Origin of the sequence: Streptomyces sp. NPDC017890, from assembly GCF_044328675.1 — a bacterium.
GTDB lineage: Bacteria > Actinomycetota > Actinomycetes > Streptomycetales > Streptomycetaceae > Streptomyces.
Map to the genome: position 1 here is coordinate 12,474 of NZ_JBIRHU010000037.1, position 22,363 is coordinate 34,836.

21 protein-coding genes and 3 pseudogenes are annotated in these 22,363 nt (G+C 69.8%); 11 read left to right on the forward strand and 13 right to left on the reverse strand.

Annotated elements, in window-relative coordinates; translation table 11 throughout:
- The first annotated feature begins 9 nt into the window (after window positions 1-9).
- Window positions 10-1,257 carry an amidohydrolase gene (locus tag ACH4F2_RS33115; RefSeq protein WP_398136442.1) on the forward strand — a complete coding sequence of 416 codons (1,248 nt, stop codon included), beginning with the start codon at window positions 10-12 and terminating at the stop codon, window positions 1,255-1,257.
- Between the two features lie 276 nt (window positions 1,258-1,533).
- Window positions 1,534-2,013 carry a hypothetical protein gene (locus ACH4F2_RS33120; protein WP_398136443.1) on the forward strand — a complete coding sequence of 160 codons (480 nt, stop codon included), beginning with the start codon at window positions 1,534-1,536 and terminating at the stop codon, window positions 2,011-2,013.
- Between the two features lie 56 nt (window positions 2,014-2,069).
- Here ACH4F2_RS33120 and ACH4F2_RS33125 read toward each other — a convergent pair whose 3' ends face one another.
- The gene (locus ACH4F2_RS33125) at window positions 2,070-2,804 is read right to left on the reverse strand and encodes a helix-turn-helix domain-containing protein (RefSeq protein ID WP_398136444.1); all 735 of its coding nucleotides are present in this window, start codon (window positions 2,802-2,804) and stop codon (window positions 2,070-2,072) included.
- Window positions 2,805-2,810: 6 nt separating this feature from the next.
- On the opposite strand from ACH4F2_RS33125, the gene ACH4F2_RS33130 reads away from it, so the two are divergent.
- Together ACH4F2_RS33130 and ACH4F2_RS33135 are read left to right on the forward strand one after the other, a co-directional pair.
- Window positions 2,811-3,182, forward strand: coding sequence for a hypothetical protein (locus tag ACH4F2_RS33130; protein ID WP_398136445.1), 372 nt, complete (start codon window positions 2,811-2,813; stop codon window positions 3,180-3,182).
- A 69-nt stretch (window positions 3,183-3,251) separates the two neighbouring features.
- On the forward strand, window positions 3,252-4,367 hold the full coding sequence (locus ACH4F2_RS33135; RefSeq protein WP_398136446.1) for an NAD(P)/FAD-dependent oxidoreductase: 1,116 nt from the start codon (window positions 3,252-3,254) through the stop codon (window positions 4,365-4,367).
- A 318-nt stretch (window positions 4,368-4,685) separates the two neighbouring features.
- Here the strand turns inward: ACH4F2_RS33135 and ACH4F2_RS33140 are convergent.
- The 4 genes and pseudogenes from ACH4F2_RS33140 to ACH4F2_RS33155 all read right to left on the reverse strand — a co-directional run.
- Window positions 4,686-5,186 (reverse strand): annotated as a pseudogene (locus tag ACH4F2_RS33140) (IS3 family transposase); the annotation flags it as partial.
- 146 nt (window positions 5,187-5,332) lie between these two features.
- Window positions 5,333-5,488, reverse strand: a complete 156-nt coding sequence (locus ACH4F2_RS33145) for a hypothetical protein (RefSeq protein WP_398136447.1) — start codon at window positions 5,486-5,488, stop codon at window positions 5,333-5,335.
- A 74-nt stretch (window positions 5,489-5,562) separates the two neighbouring features.
- Window positions 5,563-5,874 (reverse strand): beta-Ig-H3/fasciclin, encoded by a 312-nt coding sequence (locus tag ACH4F2_RS33150; protein ID WP_398136448.1) that lies wholly within the window; start codon window positions 5,872-5,874, stop codon window positions 5,563-5,565.
- 88 nt (window positions 5,875-5,962) lie between these two features.
- Window positions 5,963-6,964, reverse strand: a complete 1,002-nt coding sequence (locus ACH4F2_RS33155) for an AraC family transcriptional regulator (RefSeq protein WP_398136449.1) — start codon at window positions 6,962-6,964, stop codon at window positions 5,963-5,965.
- A 298-nt stretch (window positions 6,965-7,262) separates the two neighbouring features.
- Here ACH4F2_RS33155 and ACH4F2_RS33160 point away from each other — a divergent pair.
- Window positions 7,263-7,555: pseudogene (locus tag ACH4F2_RS33160) on the forward strand (response regulator transcription factor); the annotation flags it as partial.
- Between the two features lie 522 nt (window positions 7,556-8,077).
- On the opposite strand, the gene ACH4F2_RS33165 reads toward ACH4F2_RS33160, so the two are convergent.
- The 5 genes from ACH4F2_RS33165 to ACH4F2_RS33185 form a co-directional block, all read right to left on the reverse strand.
- Window positions 8,078-8,881 carry an SAM-dependent methyltransferase gene (locus tag ACH4F2_RS33165; RefSeq protein WP_398136450.1) on the reverse strand — a complete coding sequence of 268 codons (804 nt, stop codon included), beginning with the start codon at window positions 8,879-8,881 and terminating at the stop codon, window positions 8,078-8,080.
- Window positions 8,882-8,916: 35 nt separating this feature from the next.
- Window positions 8,917-9,129, reverse strand: a complete 213-nt coding sequence (locus tag ACH4F2_RS33170) for a helix-turn-helix domain-containing protein (protein WP_398136451.1) — start codon at window positions 9,127-9,129, stop codon at window positions 8,917-8,919.
- Between the two features lie 146 nt (window positions 9,130-9,275).
- Window positions 9,276-9,500: a hypothetical protein gene (locus tag ACH4F2_RS33175; RefSeq protein ID WP_398136452.1), complete on the reverse strand. Its 225-nt coding sequence runs from the start codon at window positions 9,498-9,500 to the stop codon at window positions 9,276-9,278.
- A 436-nt stretch (window positions 9,501-9,936) separates the two neighbouring features.
- Entirely contained in the window at window positions 9,937-11,214 is a 1,278-nt protein-coding gene (locus ACH4F2_RS33180) for a glycoside hydrolase family 6 protein (RefSeq protein WP_398136469.1), read from the reverse strand.
- 163 nt (window positions 11,215-11,377) lie between these two features.
- On the reverse strand, window positions 11,378-12,343 hold the full coding sequence (locus ACH4F2_RS33185; RefSeq protein WP_398136453.1) for a glycoside hydrolase family 6 protein: 966 nt from the start codon (window positions 12,341-12,343) through the stop codon (window positions 11,378-11,380).
- A 417-nt stretch (window positions 12,344-12,760) separates the two neighbouring features.
- Here ACH4F2_RS33185 and ACH4F2_RS33190 point away from each other — a divergent pair, with 417 nt between their 5' ends.
- The 3 genes and pseudogenes from ACH4F2_RS33190 to ACH4F2_RS33200 form a co-directional block, all read left to right on the forward strand.
- Window positions 12,761-13,774 (forward strand): LacI family DNA-binding transcriptional regulator, encoded by a 1,014-nt coding sequence (locus ACH4F2_RS33190; protein ID WP_398136454.1) that lies wholly within the window; start codon window positions 12,761-12,763, stop codon window positions 13,772-13,774.
- Between the two features lie 656 nt (window positions 13,775-14,430).
- Window positions 14,431-15,816, forward strand: a complete 1,386-nt coding sequence (locus ACH4F2_RS33195) for a cellulase family glycosylhydrolase (protein ID WP_398136455.1) — start codon at window positions 14,431-14,433, stop codon at window positions 15,814-15,816.
- Between the two features lie 113 nt (window positions 15,817-15,929).
- Window positions 15,930-16,037: pseudogene (locus ACH4F2_RS33200) on the forward strand (MbtH family protein); the annotation flags it as partial.
- Between the two features lie 479 nt (window positions 16,038-16,516).
- Here the strand turns inward: ACH4F2_RS33200 and ACH4F2_RS33205 are convergent.
- Together ACH4F2_RS33205 and ACH4F2_RS33210 are read right to left on the reverse strand one after the other, a co-directional pair.
- A complete protein-coding gene (locus tag ACH4F2_RS33205; RefSeq protein WP_398136456.1) occupies window positions 16,517-16,828 on the reverse strand; it encodes an alcohol dehydrogenase catalytic domain-containing protein in 312 nt (103 codons plus the stop codon).
- A gap of 244 nt (window positions 16,829-17,072) precedes the next feature.
- Window positions 17,073-17,807, reverse strand: coding sequence for an NADPH-dependent F420 reductase (locus tag ACH4F2_RS33210; protein WP_398136457.1), 735 nt, complete (start codon window positions 17,805-17,807; stop codon window positions 17,073-17,075).
- 148 nt (window positions 17,808-17,955) lie between these two features.
- Here ACH4F2_RS33210 and ACH4F2_RS33215 point away from each other — a divergent pair, with 148 nt between their 5' ends.
- The gene (locus ACH4F2_RS33215; protein ID WP_398136458.1) at window positions 17,956-18,804 is read left to right on the forward strand and encodes a LysR family transcriptional regulator; all 849 of its coding nucleotides are present in this window, start codon (window positions 17,956-17,958) and stop codon (window positions 18,802-18,804) included.
- A 789-nt stretch (window positions 18,805-19,593) separates the two neighbouring features.
- Here ACH4F2_RS33215 and ACH4F2_RS33220 read toward each other — a convergent pair.
- Window positions 19,594-20,196 (reverse strand): CGNR zinc finger domain-containing protein, encoded by a 603-nt coding sequence (locus ACH4F2_RS33220; RefSeq protein WP_398136459.1) that lies wholly within the window; start codon window positions 20,194-20,196, stop codon window positions 19,594-19,596.
- A gap of 82 nt (window positions 20,197-20,278) precedes the next feature.
- Here ACH4F2_RS33220 and ACH4F2_RS33225 point away from each other — a divergent pair, with 82 nt between their 5' ends.
- Both ACH4F2_RS33225 and ACH4F2_RS33230 read left to right on the forward strand, forming a co-directional pair.
- Window positions 20,279-21,073: an MBL fold metallo-hydrolase gene (locus ACH4F2_RS33225; RefSeq protein ID WP_398136460.1), complete on the forward strand. Its 795-nt coding sequence runs from the start codon at window positions 20,279-20,281 to the stop codon at window positions 21,071-21,073.
- 142 nt (window positions 21,074-21,215) lie between these two features.
- Window positions 21,216-22,301: an LLM class flavin-dependent oxidoreductase gene (locus ACH4F2_RS33230; protein ID WP_398136461.1), complete on the forward strand. Its 1,086-nt coding sequence runs from the start codon at window positions 21,216-21,218 to the stop codon at window positions 22,299-22,301.
- The last annotated feature ends 62 nt before the right edge of the window (window positions 22,302-22,363 follow it).

A 22,363-nucleotide genomic window follows, 5' to 3' on the forward strand; every position in this document is an offset into this window, starting at 1 on the left:
GACCACACGATGGCGGCAGCGAATACCTCAGCAGACCTGGCCGCGGTCTACCGCGACCTGCATGCGCACCCCGAACTGGCCTTCCAGGAGACCCGTACGGCTGCGATCGTCGCCGGCCGGCTCCGCGCCCTGGGCTACGAGACCACCACCGGAGTCGGCCGCACGGGTGTCGTGGGTGTGCTCCGCAACGGGGACGGTCCCACCGCGCTGCTGCGCGCCGACATGGACGCCCTTCCCGTTCAGGAACAGACCGGCCTGCCCTACGCAAGCACGGCCCACGCGACCGACGGCGACGGCAAGACCGTTCCGGTGATGCACGCCTGCGGCCACGACATGCACGTCACGTGCCTCCTGGGTGCCGCCGCCGAGCTGGCGGCGGACCGGTCCGCCTGGCGGGGCACCGCCCTGCTGGTCTTCCAGCCGGCCGAGGAAACCGCCGGCGGCGCCCGGGCCATGGTCGACGACGGCCTCTACGAACGCTTCGCCAGGCCGGACGTGGTCCTGGGCCAGCACGTCGCCCCGGTACCGGCGGGATTCCTGGGGCTGCGCCCCGGTCCGGCCTTCGCCGCCTCCGACTCCTTGACCGTCGTGCTCCACGGGAAAGGGGGGCACGGGTCGCGGCCCGAGGCGACCGTCGACCCGGTCGTCATGGCCGCGGCGACGGTGCTGCGGCTCCAGGGCGTCGTCTCCCGCGAAATCGCCGGTTCCTCCACCGCCGTCCTCACGGTCGGCGCCCTGCATGCCGGCACCCGCGGCAACATCATCGCTGAGCGTGCCGAACTCCGGCTCAGCGTCCGCACCTTCGACCCCCACGTCCGACAGGACGTCCTGGCCGCCGTCGAGCGGATCGTGCGGGCCGAAGCCACGGCGTCCGCGGCTCCGCGGGAGCCGGACATCACGCTCACCGAGTCCTTCCCCGCCGTGATCAACGACCCGGACGCCTGCGCCCGCACACAGGAGGCGTTCGTCACCGGTCTCGGCCCCGACCTGGTGGTCGATCCCGGGCCCGTCACCGGCAGCGAGGACGTCGGCATCCTCGCCACCGCGGCGAGCGCACCCTGTGTCTACTGGCTTCTGGGCGGAGCCGACCCGCAAGTCTTCGCCCCGGCCAAGACGCTGGAGGAGGTCGCGCGCATCGCCCACGGCCTGCCTTCCAACCACTCCCCGCACTACGCCCCCGTCCTCGAACCCACCCTCACCACCGGCATCAACGCCCTCGTCTTCGCCGCACACGCCTGGATGCCCGCACAGCCCTGACCCGATGCCCGCCCACTCGGGTCACGGACGGTCGAGTGAAGGTGACCTGCTGCCCGAGTGTCAGGTCGACGCCCACGCCCGGCCTTGAGGTCTGGTTCGCCCCCTTTCCCGTGGACCTTCCCCGCGACCAGTTGGCCCCGTTCTTCGCCGACTGCGCCGCTCGGGCCGAAGCTGTACGTGAGGCCGGCGCCGATGTGGTGTTCGTCGCCGGCTGCGAGATCAGCGCGTTCTGCGGCGTTCCTCCCGGGCGACACCTACGGCGACCGTATGCGGGGCATGGCGGCCGCCGACATGGAGTGGTGGTCCTCCCTCGGACCGGTGCGAGAACGCCTCAATGACGTCCTCTCCCAGATCGCCGCGACCGTCCGCACCCACTTCGGCGGGCAGGTCACCTACACCTCGGCTCCCTGGGAGTTCGTCGACTGGGGTGCGTTCGACCTCGCCGGCATCGATGCCTACCGGGCCGCCTGCAACGCCGGCAGCTTCCGTGACGAGTTGCGTGGGCACCTCGCCCACGGCAAGCCCGTCGCGGTGACCGAGTACGAACCTGTGCGTACCAGGGCGCGGGAGAACGTGGCGGCATGGCCTGGCAGGTGCCGCACGGCGCGGTCCCGGACGAAGACGAGCAGGCACGCTACCTCACCGATTTGCTGGACCTCTTCGAGGACGAAGGCGTGGACAGAGCGCTCTGGTTCACCTTCGCCGACCGCAGCAGGCCCGGGGAGCAAGACCTTGGCTCCTGCGGCGTCGTCATGATGCCCGACCTTCAAGCTGGCGGAGGCTCCGCCAAGGGCCCTTTAGGCTTCAGCGCGTCACAGAGAGGCGGGCGTACGCCCGATGAGATCCCGCGCGGTGCGAGTGAGATGGGCCTGGTCGGCGAAGCCCGCAGTGGCTGCGGCCAGGGCGGCAGTCGTACCCGGCAGGCCGGCGATCGCGTTGCGGAGCCGGCCCCATCGGCGCAAACGGGCAAGCGTGATACCCACGTCCTGCCGGACCAGGGCCCGCAGCCGAGGCGCCGACAGGCCGATCTCGTCGGCGATGGAGGCGATGGGCATGTTCGGATCGCGCAACGTGCACAGTCCGACAGCGTGGGCGACTCTCGGATCGAGCGAGGCCGGGCGCCCAGCGAGCATCCGCAGCTCGGCGTATCCGGCGGCCAGGTCCACAACCGTGCCGGGACCGTCGGAATCGGTGGCGCCGAGCGCGGCGAGCGAGCGGCGGACCTCGCGTGCACACAGCGGTATCGGTCCCGGGCAGGAAGGCAGCAGCCATGGGTCGATGAACAGGGTGAGGTAGGGCGAGGTCGCCGCACAGCTGTGGGCCAGTTGGGGCGGGACGATCAGCCCGGGCGCGGCCACCGTGGGCCTTCCCGCCTGGAAGAGTCGGGCGTGGCCGCCGATCGGCAGCACAGCTTTCCACGCGGGTAGCCGGTGCTGGGCGACGTGGAACGGGCGGGATTCGGCGAACATCGTCGCTTCGATGCCCCAGGCGAAGACCGTGCGGCGATCGTTTTGTTCAAGTGCCCAGGCATGAGGTGAACGGATCATCGTGCCATGCACGCTATCGCTGCCGTCGCCTTGGCGTTGTTCCTGGTCGTCACGGGAGTCATGCATTTCCTGGCCCCCGGCTACTTCCGCATGCTGATACCCGCATGGCTCCGCCGGGAGCGGCTCATCGTGGCCGTCAGTGGGGCGGCGGAGGTTGTGGTGGGTGCGCTGGTGCTGGTTCCGTGCAGCAGACGGTTCGGGGGTGGGGCTGCCGCCGTCCTGATCGCCTGCTACCTGGTGTCCCACGTGGACGCGCTGTGCCGCTCGCGCCCGGACCGTCCCCGGCTGCTGGAGCGGCCGACCGGTGCGGTGGCCCGGTTGGTGGTGAACGTCCTGTACCTCGCCTGGGCAGTTGCCGTGACCGGATCAGCGGCCTGACGCCCGTGCGTGGCGACCGATCGTCAGAGGTGGTGCCGAAGCCACCCGTAGTCCCGCAGGAGTCATATCATGAGTCACCGCGTCGTTGTCGTAGGTGCCGGCTACGCCGGTCTGCTGGCGGCCAAACGCCTCGCCCACAAGCTGCGCCGCAGCGATGTCACCGTCACGTTGGTCAATGCCTCAGACCAGTTCGTGGAACGGGTCCGGCTCCATCAGCTCGCCGCCGGCCAACGATTGGCGGAGCTGTCGTTGGGGCAACAGCTCAGCGGGGCATCCGTCCAACTGGTCGTCGCACGCGTGACCGCGATCGACACCGCCGCCCGGACCCTTTGCATGGACGTCGCGCCAGGAGTGATCGGCTACGACACCCTGGTGTACGCGGTGGGCAGCCGGGGACGGCTCGATGATGTTCCCGGGGTGGTCGAGCACGCCTACACTGTCGCCGATCTCGAGCAGGCGACGCGGCTGAAGCACAGGGTTGCCGACATGGCGTCCGGTAGCACGGTTGCGGTGGTCGGCGGAGGGCTGACCGGGCTGGAAACGGCCTCGGAACTGGCCGAAAGCTATCCCGAGCTGCGAGTCGGGCTGCTCACCGGTGCCGATGACGTCGGGTCCGGGCTCGCGCCGCGAGCCCGGACCCACCTGCGGCGCGCTCTGGACCGGCTGGGCGTCTCGGTTTGTCCGAAGACCTTCGTCGCCGCGGTGCGGAAGGACGGATTGATCACCCGCGATGGCGCGCCGTTCGCCGCTGACACGGTTGTGTGGACCACTGGGTTCCGTACGTCGGAGCTGGCCCGCGCGGCAGGATTCGCCACGGACGAGAGCGGCCGGATGCTCGTCGACGCCACCCTGCGCTCGGTCTCGCACCCGGAGGTGTATGCCGTCGGCGACGCGGCTGCTGGCGTGTCGGTTAGCGGGGCACCCAGCCGGATGTCCTGCCAGACAGCCCTGCCCATGGGCCGAGGCGTGGCCGATGTCATCACCGCTCGATTGACGGGGCGGGATCCAGGGCCCGTCCGGATCGGATACATCTTCACCAACATCGGCCTTGGCCGGCGTGACGGTGTCGTCCAGTTCACCCACGCCGACGACCGCCCGAGCAGGTTCGTCCTGACGGGACGCGCCGCGGCGGCCTTCAAGGAGTCTGTCGTGCGAAGCACAGTGGGCGGGCGGCCAGGTCGGTAAAAGCCAGCGGGTCCGGGCCAGGTGCCGGGCGGCTGGTGTCGCGTACCAGCGGGTCCAGCCGCGCGACCGGCAGCGCGTCCAGCCCGGCCGCGGAGTGTCACAATCGAGTGATCTGCCTGGCTCTTCGAGCGTCGCGGGGGGTGGGCCGACGGTGCGGTCGCGCCGCGGCAAAGACAACGCCACCGAAGGACCCAGTCTTGCCCACCACCGTCTCTCGGGCACCTGATCGTTGTGCCGCGAGTGTCTGCTGATGCCGCTGCCTGGTCGCGGCCGGAGTGAGGTAATCAAAGTCCGGTGCTTGCGCGGGCGGCAGCGGTTTCAGGAGGTCTCGATGAAGGAGAAGACCTCGGTGCGGGCGGTGGCCCGGTCGGGCCAGGCGGCTGCCGATTTCCTCCTTGAGCAGGGCCCAAAAGCTCTCCGCGCCAGCGTTGTCGAGAGCGTCGACGACGAGTTCGGCGCGGTGGTGGTCGGCCATGGCGTAGCCGACGACTTCGCGGGTGGGGCCGGGTCCAGCCAGCACGCGAGGTGGAGCCGCCCCTCGGTGGTGGGCAGGCAGGTGATGTCGCCGACCAGCCTGGTCCCGGGCCGCTCGGCATGGAAGTCGCGGCCGATCAGGTCCGGCGCCGGCTTCGCCTTCGCGTACGGCCGGGTCAGGGAACGCCATCTGCGCCGGATGACGCTGCGGAGGTCGCGCTCACGCATGACGCGGGCCACGCGCTCGCGGTTCACCCGCCGGCCCAAGCGGCGCAGTTCGGCGTGGATGCGCGGGACACCGTAGGTGTGCCGGGAGGCGATGTGCATGACGGTGATCTCGTGCGCGAGCGCGTCGTCGGCTGCCTGACGAGCACGGCAGGCGGCCTCGCCCTCGCGTCAGGTATGAGGAAGAGCGGGCGACTTTCAGCACCCGGCACAGCAGGACCAATGGGTAGGCCGCCTTCTCCGCATGGATCAACCGGTGCAGTCGCTCACCGGTCGTTCTCCTTCACGAAGAAGGCGGTCGCCTTCCTCAGGATCTCGATCGTCTGCCGCTGTTCGCGGACCTCCTTGCGCAGCCGCTTGAACTCCCCTCGCTCGGCCCTGGTCAGCTCACCGGACACGCCCTCGCCCTGGTCTGCCTTCACCCGGCGGTACCAGCCGCCAGGGGCTCCGAGCCGATGCCAAGATCGAGGTCAGAGGTGGTTCGTGGCGGGAGGGGTCAACATGTGGCCGTACTGTCGTAGAAACCCGTAAGCCCTTCGTAGCGATACCACGCCTCTTCACCGGGAGAGAGTGTGTAGCAGGCGCTGTCCGGGGCCCAGTCCACGATGACTCGCACACGCTTGGTTGATGCGCAGGTGTTGATGAGTTGGACTACGAAGCCATCTTGATTGTAGTGGACAGGGCGTTTCACGCAGGATGGGGCGGTACCGGTGGCAGTTGCGGGGGCAGCACTGGCGGGGGCGGCGAAGGCGACGCTTGCAGTCGCTGTTACGGCGACGGCAGTGGCAAGCCGCTTGATCAGACGCATGATTGATCTCCCTGCTGTTACGGATGGTCCCGCCTCGGGTGGAAGGGGACTTCACCCAGGGTGCTGTCTGGGACAGCAGGGGGCCTTGTCAGTTCGCGCAGAGATATTGACGATTCGCGCTTGCCGGGACCTGCAGGTTTCTGTAGTCCCGCGGCGGCATCCCATGGGCGGCCCGGAACAGGCGGCTGAAGTGCGTCGGGTTGGTGAAGCCCCAACGGGCGGCTATGGCTTGGATCGGGCGGGCGCTCAGGCGGGGGTTGGCCAGGTCGAGGCGGCAGCGTTCCAGACGCCGGCGGCGTATCCAGGCGGCTGGTGATGTGTCGTTCTCGGCGAGCAGCTGCTGGAGATAGCGCAGGGAAATGTGATGGGCATCCGCGATCGCCTGGGGAGTCATGGCCGGATCGGCAAGGTGCTGCTCGACGAATGCGTTGATCCTGGCACGCAGGGCGGTCTTGCGAGCCTCCGGGGTCAGTGACCCCTCAGTCTCCAGGCAACGGGCGATCGCAGATGCCAGGAGGTCCAGGGTGACCGAAGTGAGGGTGGGGATGTCGGCTGGGGTGAATTCGTGGGCGCGTGCGTTGAGGTCGGTCAGCCAACGAACGAACACCCCGCCCATGCCGTGGCGCCCGTTGATCGGGACAGCTAACAAGTCTTGCGCAGTCCTCCCCGGCAGTGGCAGCAACTCACGAGGGAACTGCACGGTCACATGGGACCACTTGTCCGCAACAGCGCGAACATCACCCCAGTAGGGGCGGCTGCTGTCCAGGACCGCCAGGTCCCCGGTGCGCAGCGTCGTGTCACTCCCGTCTACGGAGACAACCCCCTCTCCACCGAGAAAGTAGTTGATCAGGTACATCTCCGGGTCGGACTGTCGGATCAGCTTCGCCGTCCGCGCGATCTCCAGATGGGAGTAGGCCAGCGCGGACACCTGAACATCCCCCAAGTCCAGGACGCGCATCTTGCCGAGGAAGTCCTCATGGTCCTCGCTGCGCAGCAGGTTGCGCATGTGCGACTGTGATGTGGTTTCTTCCCACAGCGCGAACCGCTCCGACGCTTCCGTACCCTCCGTCGTGAACTCCGTCACCAGCATCTCCCCGCCCTCCGTAGCCGGATTCCTCCCGGAAGTGAACCTGGCATGGGAGGCGTACGCGGTCCAGCAACACTTCGGTCACATATGCCGTCACGCGTCTCCTCGTCGACACGGCCGCCATGGCCGAACTCCGCCACGTGATGGGCCCCTGCCGGCCGCACCGGACCACGAGAAGCCTGACGGTCTGGAGCCCCAGCCGGGCTGCGCGAGCGGTTGCCGTCTACAAGGGCGAGTTGACGGCCGGGCCGATGCAGACCGGCGGCTACCGGTTGGCGGCCCGCGTCCCACGGAGCGCGGTATGACCGCGGACCGGTCACCTCTGCGCGCCGTCATCGCCGATGATCAATCCCTCGTACGCACCGGTTTCAAGATGATCTTGGCCGCGAACGGCATCGAAGTGACGGCCGAGGCTGTCGCCGTGGTTCGCCGTACGCGGCCCGACGTCGTCCTCATGGACATCCGGATGCCGGAGATGGAGGGCATCGAGGCCCCCAGGCGCATCATCGGCGGCGCCGGACCGGCGGGAACGCGGGTCATCATCTCACCACGTACGACCTCGACCACTACGTCATGTCAGCAGGTGTCGTCGGGGAGGCCTCCCCGTGCCCGCCCAGCGGCGCTGCGACCGTGAGGAACTCTACGGGCGGTTCGAACGGGCCCATGACCAGAAGTTCATTCTCGCCGGTCCGGCTGTCGGCGCCAGGACGCCGGGCGCGAACGCGTGCGTGGCGGGCCTCTCGGACGTGGCCGAACTGGCCGCCGGCAGTGTCGAACGCGCGCTGCTGCTCACCACCAGGGCGGCTCCCCCGTACCCGGCGACGCCCGGGTACGCCACGCCCAACCACTCATTGAGTCGACCCCGCCGCCGCGTACACCGTCACCCCACTCGCCGGGACCGTCGCGATGTCACCCTCCGCTTCGCCCACCTGTTCGCCGGGCGGCCGGCAGCACGCCGATGCGAGCCATGGTCGAGGCGCGGCTGTCGCGGAATGCGGCGCTACCGGACGCCCGGGGAACCGAGGCGTCCGGCTTCTCCAACCCCCCTTCCACTTCAGCCACGCCTTCCGGCGGCGCTACGGGTGCCTCCTTGGGAGTACCGAGCGGCAGGGAGGGTCACTTCTTGACCGCGACGCCGCAGACGGAGACGTCGGCCGTGTCCTCCTCGAACTGCTCGGCGTCCGGGCGCCAGGTGGCCGTGGACACAACCCCCGGCTCCACCAGATCCAGACCGGTGAAGAAGGTGGCGATCTCCTGCGGCGCCCGAAGGTGGTAGGTGTTGGCCGACTGTCCGTTGTAGACCCCGACTGCCGTGTTGAGTGCTTCGTTGGTGTTCGTGCCGTCGCTCAGGGCCAGGTAGCTGCCCGAGGGCAGGACCGACATCAGCGCGTTCACCAGGTCGGCGGGGCGTTCGGCGTCGGAGACCTGCCCCATGATGCCCAGCATGGTCAGGGCGACCGGGCGGCTCAGGTCCAGGGTCTTGGCTGCCTCGGCCAGGATCCGCTCCGGGTCCCTCACGTCGGCGTCGACGTAGGAGCAGGCGCCCTCGGCGCTGCTGGTGAGCAGCGCTTGCGCGTGCACCAGGACGAGGGGGTCGTTGTCGACGTAGACGATGCGGCTTTCAGGCGCGATGCGCTGGGCCAGTTCATGGGTGTTGTCTGCAGTGGGCAGGCCGGTGCCGATGTCAAGGAACTGGCGGACACCGGCCTCCCCCGCGAGGAAGCGCACGGCTCGCGCGAGGAACCGTCGCTGCAGCCGCGCGACGGCGGCGAACTCCGGGAAGGTCTTCAGGATGACCTCACCGGCCTCGCTGTCGACGGGGTAATTGTCCTTGCCTCCCAGCAGGTAGTTCCAGACACGGGCGGAGTGCGGGCGATCGGTCTGAAGTCTGGCCCTGACTTCTTCACTCGGGTGAGTCATAGGGAAAGCTTCACACACAGCTCGGCCTCCACAGGTCACCTACCGCGATCCGGAGTCGACTTCGCTACGGCCAAGGAGTCTCGCTCAAGCGGCGACGGCTCGTTGGTGGCAGACATGCGCAGCGCGGTACGGCGGACCGTCTTCGGGCTGCAGCTCAGCTCGCCCGCAATGGCCGGCACTCGCTCTCCGGACCGGCTCAGCTCAACCATCCGTGCCCGAGCACCCGAACCATCCCGCCACCAGGACATATACCCAGCGAAAAAAGGAATCCAGCACTGAAGGGAGCAAGCGGGCTGAGCACCGGAGGAGCAGCAAGGTGGCCCATAGGGCCGTCCCGGCCGTTCGTCACCTCCTCGTCATGCTCGTACACGTGCCCCAGCACAAGCGCATGTCATCAGTCCTTGGCGCGGTGCAGCTGTATCTGCCGATTGACGAAGAGGTGCACGAAACCGCAACGCAGACAGATCAGTCCAGTAGCGGTCTCGTCCGCCCAGGCCAGATTGAACAACTCCCCGCCTGTGCTGTTCAGTTTCACCCCCCGTTCGCGGAAGAGATCGCTCTTGCAGACCTGACATGTGATCCACATCTCTCCCAGTGAGGCCCGCATCGCTTTGGCCATTGCATCTCCCTTGCCATGCCCAGCACCGTGGCTGGGCCGTCAGCACTCCGTCGCACCTGCTCGGCTTACGTATGGTCATCATCGCGCAACCCGCACTTCGGGACAGAAAGATGCTGCTGGAGGCGAAGGAGGACCTGACCGCGTTCGCGGACTTCCCCTACCAGCACCGGTGCCTGCTTGGTTCATGCGAGAGGTGCTGAGCGCAGGCGGGGCGGAGGTGTTCGGAGCCGGCGGGCCGTCGGTCCCTTGATGTCGTCCGACCGGCGTCGGGCAGGGGCCCGGCGCCTGGCGCCGCTGGTTGGTGCCGGGGCCGGAGATCTGTGTCCCTGCGATGTGTGCGTGGGCCGGGACTGACGGCCGGATGCGGGTGATCGTAGGGAGTGGCCGGCCGCCGACGGGTGTTCGTGGCCGGCCACGATCAGGAGGTGAGCCGTGTTCAGCGGTTGAACGTCAGGCGGGGGGCCGCGTTGCGGGCGAGGCCGTGGACGTAGTCGGGCCACCAGGTGCCGGCGGGTGGGTCGACGATGCCGTACTCGGGGTCGATGGTGCCGCCGGTGTTGCGGGTGCAGCTGCCGTCGGACTCGCCGGGGATCTTGATCCACAGGTAGGCGTCGACGAGCGGGGTTCCGGTGTTGGGCGTAGGCCGGGGGCCGATGCCGCGGCCGGGGGCGTTGCACCAGGGCTCCGCGTCTCCGCTGTACTTGCCGGGCGGCGGGGTCCAGGCGCCCAGGCCGTTGCGGCTGGTGTCGATGACGAAGTGCTTGAGTTCGTCGGCCGGCGGGGTGCCGGCGTTCTGGTCGAACCAGGCGTCGGTCCAGCGCCAGGTGGTGGGGTCGGTGGAGGAGACGGAGTTGCCGGGGGTGCCGTCGTTGGGGGCGGCGGAGGAGTAGTACTGGTTGGCGCACCGGTCGGCGTGGCCGCGGGCCCAGTCCGGGCCCTTGGTGGCGAACCACATGCACTTGGCTATCCAGGCGCCGTAGCGGGCGTTGTGGTCGGTGGGGTGGGTGTTGGACACGTTGAGGGCGAATCCGTCGCTGCGTTCGACACCGGAGTCGAGCAGGCGCTGGGCCATGACGCCGACGTGGCGCCACTGGACGTTGCCTGCGTCGAGGTAGACCGCGGTCCGGGGCTTGGCCTTGAGGGCCTTGACCGCGTATTCGAGGTCGGCGAGGCGGGTGGCGGTCAGTTCGCCGGTGGGGTCGGTGGTGGGTCCGCAGTCGCTGGGCACGAGGGCGAGGCCGTCGGGCTCGACGATGACGACGGCCTTGCTGTCGCCGATTCCGGCGGCGAAGGCGTCGATCCACTGTCGGTAGGCGGCGGAGGACGCGGCGCCGCCGCTGGAGTACTGCGTGCAGTCCCGGCCGGGCACGTTGTAGGCGACCATGACCGGGGTGGTGCCCGCGGCTCGGGCCTTGCGGGCGAGCACGTTGACTTCGGCGCGGACCTGGGCGGGGGTTTTTTCGGTGAACCACTTCGCCTGGGGCCAGCTGGCGAGCTTGGCCATGTTGGCGGCGTTGGCGAGGTCGCCGTCCCTGAGGTCGGTGAGGGTTTGCTTGGCGGCCTTGCTGTGCGGGTCGACGTAGAACTTGGTGGAAGGGGTGATCACGTTCTGCGGCGCCGGTGCGGGCCTGGATTGCACCTGGGCCTGGGCCTGGGTCGAGGTGAGGGCGGCGCAGACGCCGAGCGCGGCGATCGCGGCGCCCGCACGGCGCATGAGGAGGGCTGATCTCAAGGGTGCTCCTAGCCAAGAGGCGGGTGGGAAAGGCCGTCGCGGGCGGGCCGGGGTCTGGTGGATCCGGCGCCCGGCCCGTGCGGCGGGGTAGTACCTGGGGCCCGGTGGCGGGGCGTGGATGAACCGGGCCCCAGGAGTCAGGGGGTCAGTAGCCGTGGATCATCTTGTAGGCCACTTCAGGGAGGAACTGTCCGGCCGTGGAACCGGCGCCGACTCCGCAGTTTCCGTCGGACTCACCTGGCGTCTTGATCCACAGGAGCATCTCGGCGCCTCCGCCCTTCTGGGCGGGGGTGCCGATGCGGCGACCCGCGGGGTTGCACCACTGGCCGTTGGACCCGTTGCCGTTGCGGCTGGTGTCGACGACGAACGGCCGGGTGTAGCCGTAGCGGGCGTTGAGCTCGGCGTTGATGGCGTTGGCGAAGGCGGTGTTCTCAGCGGTCGAGTAGTAGTTGGAGATGTTCAGCGAGAAGCCGTGGGCCTGCGCGAGGCCGGCGCCGTGCAGGCGCTGTGCGGTGGTGGCGGCGTTGCCCCAGCCGGGGTTGCCGGCGTCGAGGTAGACCCAGGTGTTGGGGGTCTGACGGGCGAACTCGGCGAGGGCACCGCGGATCATGGCCTCGCGTTCGCGGATCTGTGTCTGGTTCATGCAGTCGTAGTCGCCCAGGGAGTCGGGTTCGAGGACGACGACGGCCGGGCGCCGGCCGATCCCGCCGGCGAACTGGGCGATCCAGTTCGCGTAGGCGGCTGGTGAGGCGGCGCCGCCTGCGGAGTGAGCGCCGCAGTAGTCCCGGTTGTAGATGTTGTACGCGACGAGCACGGGCAGCTTGTCCCAGTAGTCGGCCGCTCCCACGTATGCGCCGGCGGCGGTGCCGATAGTGCCGCTCCAGGAACCGAACCACCGGGCCATGGGGGTGTTGGCGATGGACGCGTTGATCGCGGGGGTGCGGCCGTCGGCGGGGTTGGCCGCGACCCACTGCTTCACGGTGGAGTTCGGGTCGACGTAGAAACCGCTGGTCATGCTCGTGGGGTCGGCAGCGTGAGCGGGGGGTGCGGCGGCGAGCGCCAGCGGCATGGCACACAGGGCTGCCGTGAGGGCGCGGATCTGTCGGCGCATGGATGTACCTCGGTTTTCCTGGCGGGGATACGCCGCGCGGTCTCGTCCAGAGCCTGCGGGCGCGCGGAGGAAGTGCGGTGGTACGCGTCCCGGATGCCGGCGGCTCTCCGGCGGGACGCCACACCTCGGACCGAACCGACACGGTCTGGGAGCGCTCTCATTGGAAGCGCTTCCAGAAATGCTCCGGCCGTTTGGGGTGTTGGCCGGTATCGTGTGGCCAGTAGTTCCGCCTGTCAAGGGTCACCGTGCAACTCGCTCTTCACATCGCGGCCACGAGGCTTTACAGTCCTGAAACTGGAAGCGCTACCAGTCCTGGTTGCCACGCTCCGTGTCCAGCCGCCTACCGAGGTGGAGGGGACGGGGATCCGGCGATGGTGAGACGCTGCCCGTCCGACCGCGATGAAAGGCCCAGGGACCATGGCAGAAGATGCGCCGCGCCGGCAGCTCACGCTCGACGAGGTGGCCGAGCTCGCCGGTGTCTCCCGGTCGGTCGCCTCACGTGTGCTCAACAACGCCCCGCACGTCAGCCGCGCCAAGCGCGAGGCGGTCGAGCGGGCGGTTCTGCAGCTCGGCTACGTCCCCAATCCAACCGCCCGCGCGCTGGCGACCCGCCAGACGGGGGCGGCGGCCCTGATCGTCTCGGGGGAGAGCCCGTCGATCTTCGCGGACCCGTTCTTCGCCCAGGTGATCGTGGGAGCCACTGGGGCCCTGGAGGAGGCGGACCTGCATCTCATGCTGTGTCTGGCTGCCTCCGACCGCGGCCGCAAGCGCGTGGAGCAGCTCCTGCGGTCCAAGGGAGCCGACGGCATCATGCTCATGGCGCTGCGCGCGGACGACCCGCTGGCCCGCATGGCCCAGGAGGCGGAGATGCCGGTCGTCTTCGGTGGCCGGCCGGTCGGACTGAACCCCCGGTGGTACGTGGACGTTGACAACGTCGGCGGCGCCCGCGAAGCGACCGAGCACCTGATCGCGCTCGGCCGTACGCGTGTCGCCACGGTCTGCGGACGCCTGGACACCGAGGTCGGGCGTGCCCGCTACCGCGGTTACCGGGATGCCATGCTGGCGGCTGGTCTCGAACCGCTTCCGCCGCACAAGGGGGACTTCACCGAGCCCAGCGGTGCCGCCGCGATGACCGCGCTGCTGGAGAGCCATCCCGGCATCGACGGGGTGTTCGCCGCCAACGACAACATGGGGGCCGGCGCACTGCGCGCACTGCGCGCAGCGGGGCGGTCCGTTCCTTCCGACGTCGCCGTGATCGGCTTCGACGACCTGGTCGTGGCCCAGATCGCCGACCCGCCACTGTCCACAGTGCATCAGCCCATAGAGGCACTCGGTCGCGAGATGGCCCGGATGCTCGTCGCGCTTATCGACGGGCGGGACCCGACTCCGCTGATCCTGCCCACCCGCCTGGTCACCCGCTCCACCACCTGAGGCAGCCAACCTGGCGGGCAACCCCCTGCCAGGCGCCGTCCGAGCTGCTGCCACAGCCTCTTGACACCCCGAGAAGAGAACGGCAGGGGTCCACTCAACAGCGGATGACGCGGGCGGTGAGCACATCCAAGCCCGAACATGTGACCTGGACCTGGACCGGGACAGGGTCCGGCCCGATGACATGGGGCCGTGGCGGCCCGGTCCCGGCGGTGCCGGGCCCGCATCGCCGAACCGCAGGAGAGTGGGGGCAGGTCGGTAGTCGGGGTTGAAGCTCAGGGCTCCGGCGACGACCGGGAGGCCCGCTTCCAGGGTGAAGCAGGCACTCAGATCGTGGCGTCGAGGCTGCTGCCGAGCTGACGGATGTGACCGGCCGGCGTCTCCGGTTCGAAGGAGTCGGACAGCATGCGGCCGACGCGACGGGGCGACCGTCATCAGTGCCCTGGGTCGAACAGTCTGCCCGAGGTGGCGGGGCCGTACCCGGCACAGCCGACGCGAGAGGCCTCGATCGCCAAGATCACCGCTCCGCCGTCGATCTGGGGAGAACGCGACGGTCCGACACCTATCGCACGGCATCGCTCGGGTGTACGGTCTCGGGCCGAAAGGCTTTTGGGAGCGCTCCCACCCCGCTGTGTCCGCTGCGCACGAGGAGGAATGCATTGAAACGCTTCTTGGCATTACTGGCGACCGGCGCGATGGCCGTCGGCCTCACGGCGCTCGTCGGCCCCCCGGCCCAGGCCGCCATCGGGTGCAAGGTCGACTACACGATCACCAGCCAGTGGGACGGTGGCTTTCAAGCCGGCGTGAAGATCACGAACCTCGGTGAACCCGTCAGCGGGTGGACGCTCGAATTCAGCATGCCGGAGGGCGGGCAGAGACTCGTCCAGGGCTGGAACGCGACCTGGTCACAGTCCGGCTCCACGGTCACCGCCGACAACGTCGAATGGAACCGCACGCTGGCCACCGGCGCATCAGCCGACCTGGGATTCGTGGGCTCCTCCACGGGTCCCCAGCCGACGCCCACGTCCTTCACCCTCAACGGCGCGACCTGCACGGGCTCCGTCACCGATCCGCCGACGGACCCTCCGACCGATCCGCCCGCGGCCGACACCCCGTTGGCCGTCAACGGGCAACTGCGCGTCTGCGGCGTGAACCTGTGCAACCAGTACAGTCGTCCCATACAGCTCCGCGGCATGAGCACACACGGCATCCAGTGGTTCGGCCAGTGCTACAACGACGCGTCCCTCGACGCACTCGCCGAGGAGTGGAAGTCGGACCTGTTCCGCGTCGCCATGTACGTGCAGGAAGAGGGCTACGAGACCGACCCGGCGGGCTTCACCAGCCGGGTGAACAGCCTGGTCGACATGGCAGAGGCCCGTGGCATGTACTCGGTCATCGACTTTCACACACTGACGCCGGGTGACCCGAACTACAACCTCGACCGCGCCAAGTCGTTCTTCTCGTCCGTCGCCGCCCGCAACGCGAACAAGAAGAACGTGATCTACGAAATCGCCAACGAGCCCAACGGCGTGAGCTGGACAGCCATCAAGAACTACGCCGAGCAGGTCATCCCGGTGATCCGGGCCGCCGACCCGGACGCCGTCATCATCGTCGGCACCCGCGGCTGGTCCTCGCTGGGCGTCTCGGACGGCTCCAACGAGAGCGAGGTGGTCAACAACCCCGTGAACGCGGCCAACATCATGTACGCGTTCCACTTCTACGCCGCCAGTCACAAGGACAACTACCGCACAACGGTCAGCCGGGCTGCCTCGCGACTGCCGCTGTTCGTCTCCGAATTCGGCACAGTGAGCGCAACCGGCGGTGGTGCGGTGGACCGCGCGAGCAGCATCGCATGGCTGGACCTGCTCGACCAGCTGAAGATCAGCTACGCGAACTGGACCTACTCCGATGCCAACGAGGGCAGCGCGGCGTTCAAGCCGGGCACCTGCGACGGCAACGACTACAGCGGCAGCGGTGTGCTGACCGAGTCAGGTGCGCTGATCAAGAGCCGTATCAGCACCGCCGACAACTTCCCGACGAGTTGATCCCCGACGGGGCTCCGGGAGTGTCCGGAGCCCCGCCCCGGCCCGGTGTGGAGCGTTCCCGGTTCCTCCCGCACCTCCCCCTCTCCCTAACGAGCACGCCAGCGAGCCGCCTATCCGTAGCCCTCCCGGCCGCGAGCCGTCAGGAGTGCCTGGACTACGTCGAGACGAACTGGACGGACATGCGGCTCAAGAGCCTGGTCGACGCCATGGCTGGGCGCTGACCATCCCTCACCCCACCCGCTGCCCCTTCCACACTCCGTGAGGGGATCGAGATGACGGACCACTCCCCCGCCACCGCCCTGTGCGTCAGCCACGTCGAGTTGTACGTCACCGACGCCGAGCCGCCGCGTCGGCGTTCGTCGACGGCTACGGCTTCCAGGTCTGCGCCACCGCCGAGCGCGGGGCCGGCCTCGAGGGCTCCTCCCGCTCCCTCCCGCTCCCTCCCGCTCCGCCAGGCCCAGGTCCTTCGCGATCGTGGCCGCGCTCAGCCCGACCGTGGAGGTGCCGCCGCGGATCGGCAGCGACTGCCCCTCCTTGAGACCGATGCCCGTGGAGAGAGAGCCGGAGGCGGTCCGGAACATTTCCGGCAGCGCACCGACCGCCTCCCACGGCAGGTCGGTTTCGAACGGGATGACCTGCCCCGCGGGGACGGTCACGTACTGCGCGTACGAGTCGTCGAAGGACCGGCCCATGCCGCCCATCATGGTCGCCACCTGCTGCCCCGGACGCGGCCCGCTGCCCTCGTCGGCGTCGACCACACGACGCCCTCGATACCGGGGATACGCGGGTAGGTCACTTCCGGGTCCGACTCGCCCTTCCGGGTCGTGACCTCGGACTCGTTGACGCCGAACGCCTTCACCTTGATCCGCACCCAGCCGGGCTGCGGCTCGGGCACGGGAACCATGGCCGGCTGGAGCGCGTCCAGGCCGCCGGTCCTGGATACGACGACGGCTCGCATCGTCGCGGAAACGGTGCCCCCGGAGGCTCCACGCCCGTCCGTGTTGTCGTCCATGCCAGTTCCCCTGATTCCGCGTACGCCCCCGCAGTGGCCGCATGCCGCGACCGGGGCGAGGTGACGCCGCGACGCCTCTCCACCATCGTCCGAAATCCGGCGGATCACCCAGTCGGCGGCGGACACCCCATGGTCGACGAGGCAATCCTCATGCCGCAGCGCGTGCATGACAGCGGTGATCGCGTGCATGACAGCGGTGATGGGAGCTGACGCTCGGCAGTACCGTCAGGACGGATCACCTGCTCTACATCCGGAAACCCGCCGGCCCTCGCAATGTGACGGAGAGCTCCTTGATCCGGGCGACGGGTGCGGGCACACCGGGCGCCTGCTGGACCCAGGCCACGAACTCCTTGGCGGTGAGGCCGGACGGCGGCTGTCCCACGTACGGCAGCGCGTACAACGGGGTGTTGGGTTCGCTGCGCCAGCTGTCGGCCAGTGTGCCGAGGTCCACCGCATCGAAGCCGAGTACGTCCAGCAGGTCGGCCACCTCCTTCTTGGCGTCCGGGTCGTCGCCGGAAAGGGGCAGCGCGGTGCGGTCGAGGGCGCCGGCCGGGCGGAACAGCTCCAGCAACTGCTTGGGGCCGATGTTGTGCAATGCCTTCACCACCCGGGCACCTGCGAGGTGGCGCTGCACCAGTTCACTGGAGGTCAGCTCGCTGCTGTCGAGTTCCGGCACTTCGAAGTCGGAATGTGGCGCGTAGTTCATCGGGTCGATCACGGTCTTGCCGGCAAGCTCCGCCCGGGGCAGCTGCTCGTAGGCGGCCAGCGGCACGGATGCGATGACCAGATCACCGGCGTTTGCTGCTTCGGCCGCGGTGGCAGCGCGGGCCCGCTCGCCGAGCTCCGCAACAAGACCGGCCAGCGTCTCGGGGCCCCGTGAGTTGCTCAGGACGACGTTCAGGCCGGCGTCGACGGCGCGGCGGGCGGCCCCGAGGCCGACCATGCCGGTGCCGATGACGCCGAGGGTTGTTGTGCTCACTCTGTTCTCCGTTCGCGTTTCCCCGCGTCGCGGCGTCCAGCGGATTGGACCGCTCTGGCGGGCTCGTACCCATCACAGCCGGAGTGACCTGCGCGAACAATGACCAAAGACGCTGGGCAGCGATCACATCGTGTGATAGATCAGGCAGATGGAACTGAGAGCGCTGCAGTACTTCGTGGCCGTCGCCGAGGAACTGCACTTCGGGCGCGCGGCGCAGCGGCTGGGCATAGTGCAGCCGGCGGTGAGCCAGCAGATCGCCAGGCTCGAACGCGAACTCGGCGTGCGCCTGCTCGACCGCACCTCCCGCCGGGTACGGCTCACCCCGGCCGGCGAACGGGTGCTCGGTGCGGCCCGTAAGACACTCGGTGCGGCCGCCCGGGTGCGGGTGGTTGCCGGAGAACCGGCGGCCGTCCTGCGGATCGGGGTGGCGTCCTGCGTCACACGACGGCTCGACCGTGCGGTGGGCCGCCTGAGCGCCGGCGAACGCCCGGCCGAGCCGAAACTGGTCGACCTGCCGGTGGCCGCGCGACTCGACGCCGTCCGCGACGGCGAGCTGGACCTGGCGCTGGTGCGGGGCGCGGTCACCTCCGCGGCGGTGACGGTGGTGCGTGCCTGGTCGGAGCCGCTGCACGCAGTGCTGTCGCGCGAACACCCCGCTGCCTGCAAGCCCGCGGTCAGCCTGCACGACCTCGATCCGTACGGTCTGCGGCTCCCTGCCCGCGACAGTGACCCGCCGTTGTACGACGCGATCCTCGCCGCCCTGCCCGTGGCCCCGCTGCGGCCGCCTGCCGGGGACATGCTCAACGTACTGTTCGAGGTGGGCCGGGATACCGAGGGCTGGACGCTGATGCCGGCCGAGCAGCTCGACGGGTCCCGCTCCCAGCGGCTGCTCCAGATGCCACTCGATCCGCCGGTGACCGTCGACGGCCATGTCGTCACCTCACTGGCCACCCCGGAGCCGTGCGTGGCGTCGTACGTGGCCGCGTTCGCGGATTGAACCTCTGCCTCAGGCGATCAAATCTTTCCGGGAGGGAACGCCACACCCTGCCCCGAACCAGCGTCAATACGCTGAGCTTTTCCTCCGAGGCGGCCTCGAACGACGGCCCGGACGTGATCACGCGTACGAGAAGCGCGGGGACGTGAACACCTGCCCTGCCTGGCCGACGCCTACCTGACCGCCGGGGAGGTCGAGCAGGCCCCCACTCCGCCGGCCGGGCGCTGGACGTGTCCATCGATGCGGCCTCCGTTCGCCTGCACAAGCGGCTGGCCTCGGTGCCGGCACAACTCGGCCGGCACCGAGGCGTACCCGCCACGCGACCTCCTCGAGCGCGCCGGCGCCTGAGATCCCTCGGGGCGCACGTTGCCCCGAGACCCGCTCCAGGCAGCGGGACACCCCATGATCGGCGTCGCGATCAGCTCAGGGTCGTCCCAGGGGTGAGCCTCCAGCAGGTGCCGCTCCAGGTCCGGGTAACGCTCCCGGGCGGTCGTGAGCAGCAGACGTTCGCCTTGAGAGACCATCCCCGCACGCGCAGGGGACAGGCAGCACTGCAAAGGGCACTGGGCTCCACCCGCTCACTGGCCTCGGCCACCGACCGGTGCCTCGCCCTCCACGAGTGTGCCGACTCCCGTTCCTGCCGCTCCACCGGGGCACCCGTCGACGCATTCGCCTCGCCCCCGCCCCAGCAGAACCGGACCCGCAGCGCAATCCCACCCACCCGGCGCCCGCTCTGGGGCGACAGCTTCAAGAAGCACCGCGGCATGCTCCGAGCGCTTCGATGTGGCGTCGTCAGTCCGTCCCGGTGCGGCGAGCGTAGGCGCGGGCGGCGCGGGCGCGGTCGCCGCAGCGGGTGGAGCACCACTGGCGGCGGCCGTGCTTGAGCAGGAAGCGGTTGCAGGGCGGGGAGGCACAGGCGGTCAGACGGGTGGCGTCGGCGGCAGTGAGCAGGTCGGCGGCGTCGGCGGCGATGGCAGCCAGGGCGTGCTCGACGATCGCGGTGGTGGGGTGGGGTGCGGCGCGGTAGGGACCGGTCCTCTCGTCCCACAGCAGAAGGGATGCGGTGGGGACGCGGGTCATCGCGTCGTTGATCGCCGTGACGGCGGCGGGCAGGGCAGGCTGCCCGGCGACGCGGGAGGCCAGTAGCGACCTCACCTGTTCGCGCAACGAGCGCAGCTGTGTCGCGCACACCTCCGCCAAGCCGGCGTCGGCCGGGGCGAGGCCGCGCCGCGCCAGCCACCGCTCGGCCTGGGCCGGGGTGCCCAGGAGGTCGGCTGTGTGCCCGCCGGGCAGTGCGACGGCGCTGTTGGCCAGGGCCAAGGCGGGGTGCTCATCCTCGCCCGGTGCCGACGGCGGGGCGGCCTGTTCCGTCACGAACTCTTCCATACTCCTCATGGTACGGGTTGCATTCATCCGTGAGACACAAGTACGGTCGACTCACGGTTACCACGCTATCTATCCGTGAGGAACTCTCTTCGTGTCTTCCCCGACCCCGCAGCCCGACCCGTTCCCCGTCCGTGTCTTCGGCGGACCGACTGCCCTCTTCGAGTACGGCGGCCTGCGCTTTCTCACCGACCCGACCTTCGACGGCCCCGGCGACCACCAGGCACCGGCCGCCGTGCTGACCAAGACGGCGGCGGCTGACGGCAGCCCGGACGATCTCGGCCGCGTCGACGTGGTCCTGCTTTCCCACGACGAGCACGCCGACAACCTCGACACCTCCGGCCGGGCCCTGCTCGCCGACGTCCCGCTGACGCTCACCACCCCCGGCGGTGGGGAGCGTCTCGGGGAGGCGGCCACCGGCCTCGCCGACTGGCAGTCGGTCGAGCTCGAGCGCCGGGACGGCGGGCCAGGGACGGTCACCGTGACCGGCGTGCCCGCCATCCACGGCCCCGGCCCGCGCGAGGAGGTCGAGCCGATCACCGGTCAGGTCGTCGGGTTCGTCCTGACCGGCGAGGGCCTGCCCACGGTCTACGTCAGCGGCGACAACGCCTCGCTCGACGCGGTCAGGGACGTCGCCGGGCGCTTCGCCCCGGTGGACACGGCCCTCCTCTTCGCCGGAGCGCCCCGCTTCACCGAAGTCTTCGACAACGAGGTGATCGTCCTGGACAGCGCCCAGGCCGCCCAGGCCGCGAAGATCCTCGACGCCGGCCGCGTGGTCCCCGTCCACTACGACAGCTGGGCCCACTTCACCGAGGGCCGCGACGAACTCGTCGCCGCCTTCGCCGCCGCCGGTCTCACCGAGCGCGTCGACTTCGGCGTCCGCGGCTGACCCCACGCGCGCCGGACACACTGACCGGACACGGCCGGGCGCCGGCCGACACAGGCCCGCCGCAGCTGTCGGCCGGCGCCCGGCCCCTCCCGCACCTCCCGCACCTCACGCACCGCCGGCACCACCGAAGGACCGCACGACCATGACCGACCCGATCCGCGGTACCCGCCACGGCTCCGCCCCCGCCCCTCTGTCCGTACTGGACTCCGCCATGACCGGCACCGGCCAGACCGCCGCGCAGGCGCTGGCCGGCAGCATCGAACTCGCCCGGCTCGCCGACCGGCGCGGCTTCACCCGCTACTGGATGAACGAGCACCACGCCATGCCCGGCGTCTCCACCTCCAGCCCGCCCGTCCTGCTGTCCCGGCTCACCGCGGAGACCAGCAGGCTGCGGCTCGGCGCGGGCGGGATCATGCTGCCCAACCATCCGCCGCTGGTCGTAGCCGAACAGTTCGGCATGCTGGACGCCCTCGCGCCCGGTCGCATCGACCTGGGCCTGGGCCGCGCCCCGGGCACGGACCAGGCCACGGCCGCCGCCCTGCGCCGCGGCGCGAGCGGCGCCGAGGACTTTCCCCAGCAGGTGGCCGAGCTGCTGCACTTCCTCGGCGACGACTTCCCTGCCGAGCACCCCTACGCCGACCGCGTGTACGCCGTGCCCGGGCCCGCTCAGGACCGGCACAACGGCCTCACCCCACCCACCGGCCGCCTGCCGGTGTGGCTGCTCGGCTCGTCCGGCTACTCCGCGCAGCTCGCCGCCCGGCTCGGCCTGCCGTTCGCCTTCGCCGCGCACTTCAACCCGCGCGATGCCGTGGCCGCCCTGCGTCTGTACCGCGAGCGGTTCACTCCGTCCGAGGCCTTGGCCGAGCCGTACGCGCTGGTCAGCTTCACCGTCGCGGCATCCGACGACGAGCGTGAGGCCCGCCGCCAAGCCGGCACCCTCGCGCACGCCATGCTCCGCATGTTCCAGCGCAAATCCTACCTGATGCCGTCCCCCCAGGAAGTGGACGCCTACACCTACGACGCCCAGGAACGCCAGGCCGTCGAGAGCTGGCTGAGCCACGTCCCGCACGGCACCCCCGAGCAGGTCACCGCCCACCTGAACCAGGTCCAGCGGGACTCCGGCGCGGACGAGCTCATGATCGGCAGCGTCGGCCACTCCGTCCAGGCCCGGCTGCGTTCCACCGAGTTGATCGCCGACGCCTACGGTATGCCCGACAGCCGGCTCTGACGGCACGGACGATCCTCCGCCCGCCAACGCAGACTCCCGTCACCTCGGGTCCCCTGATCCCC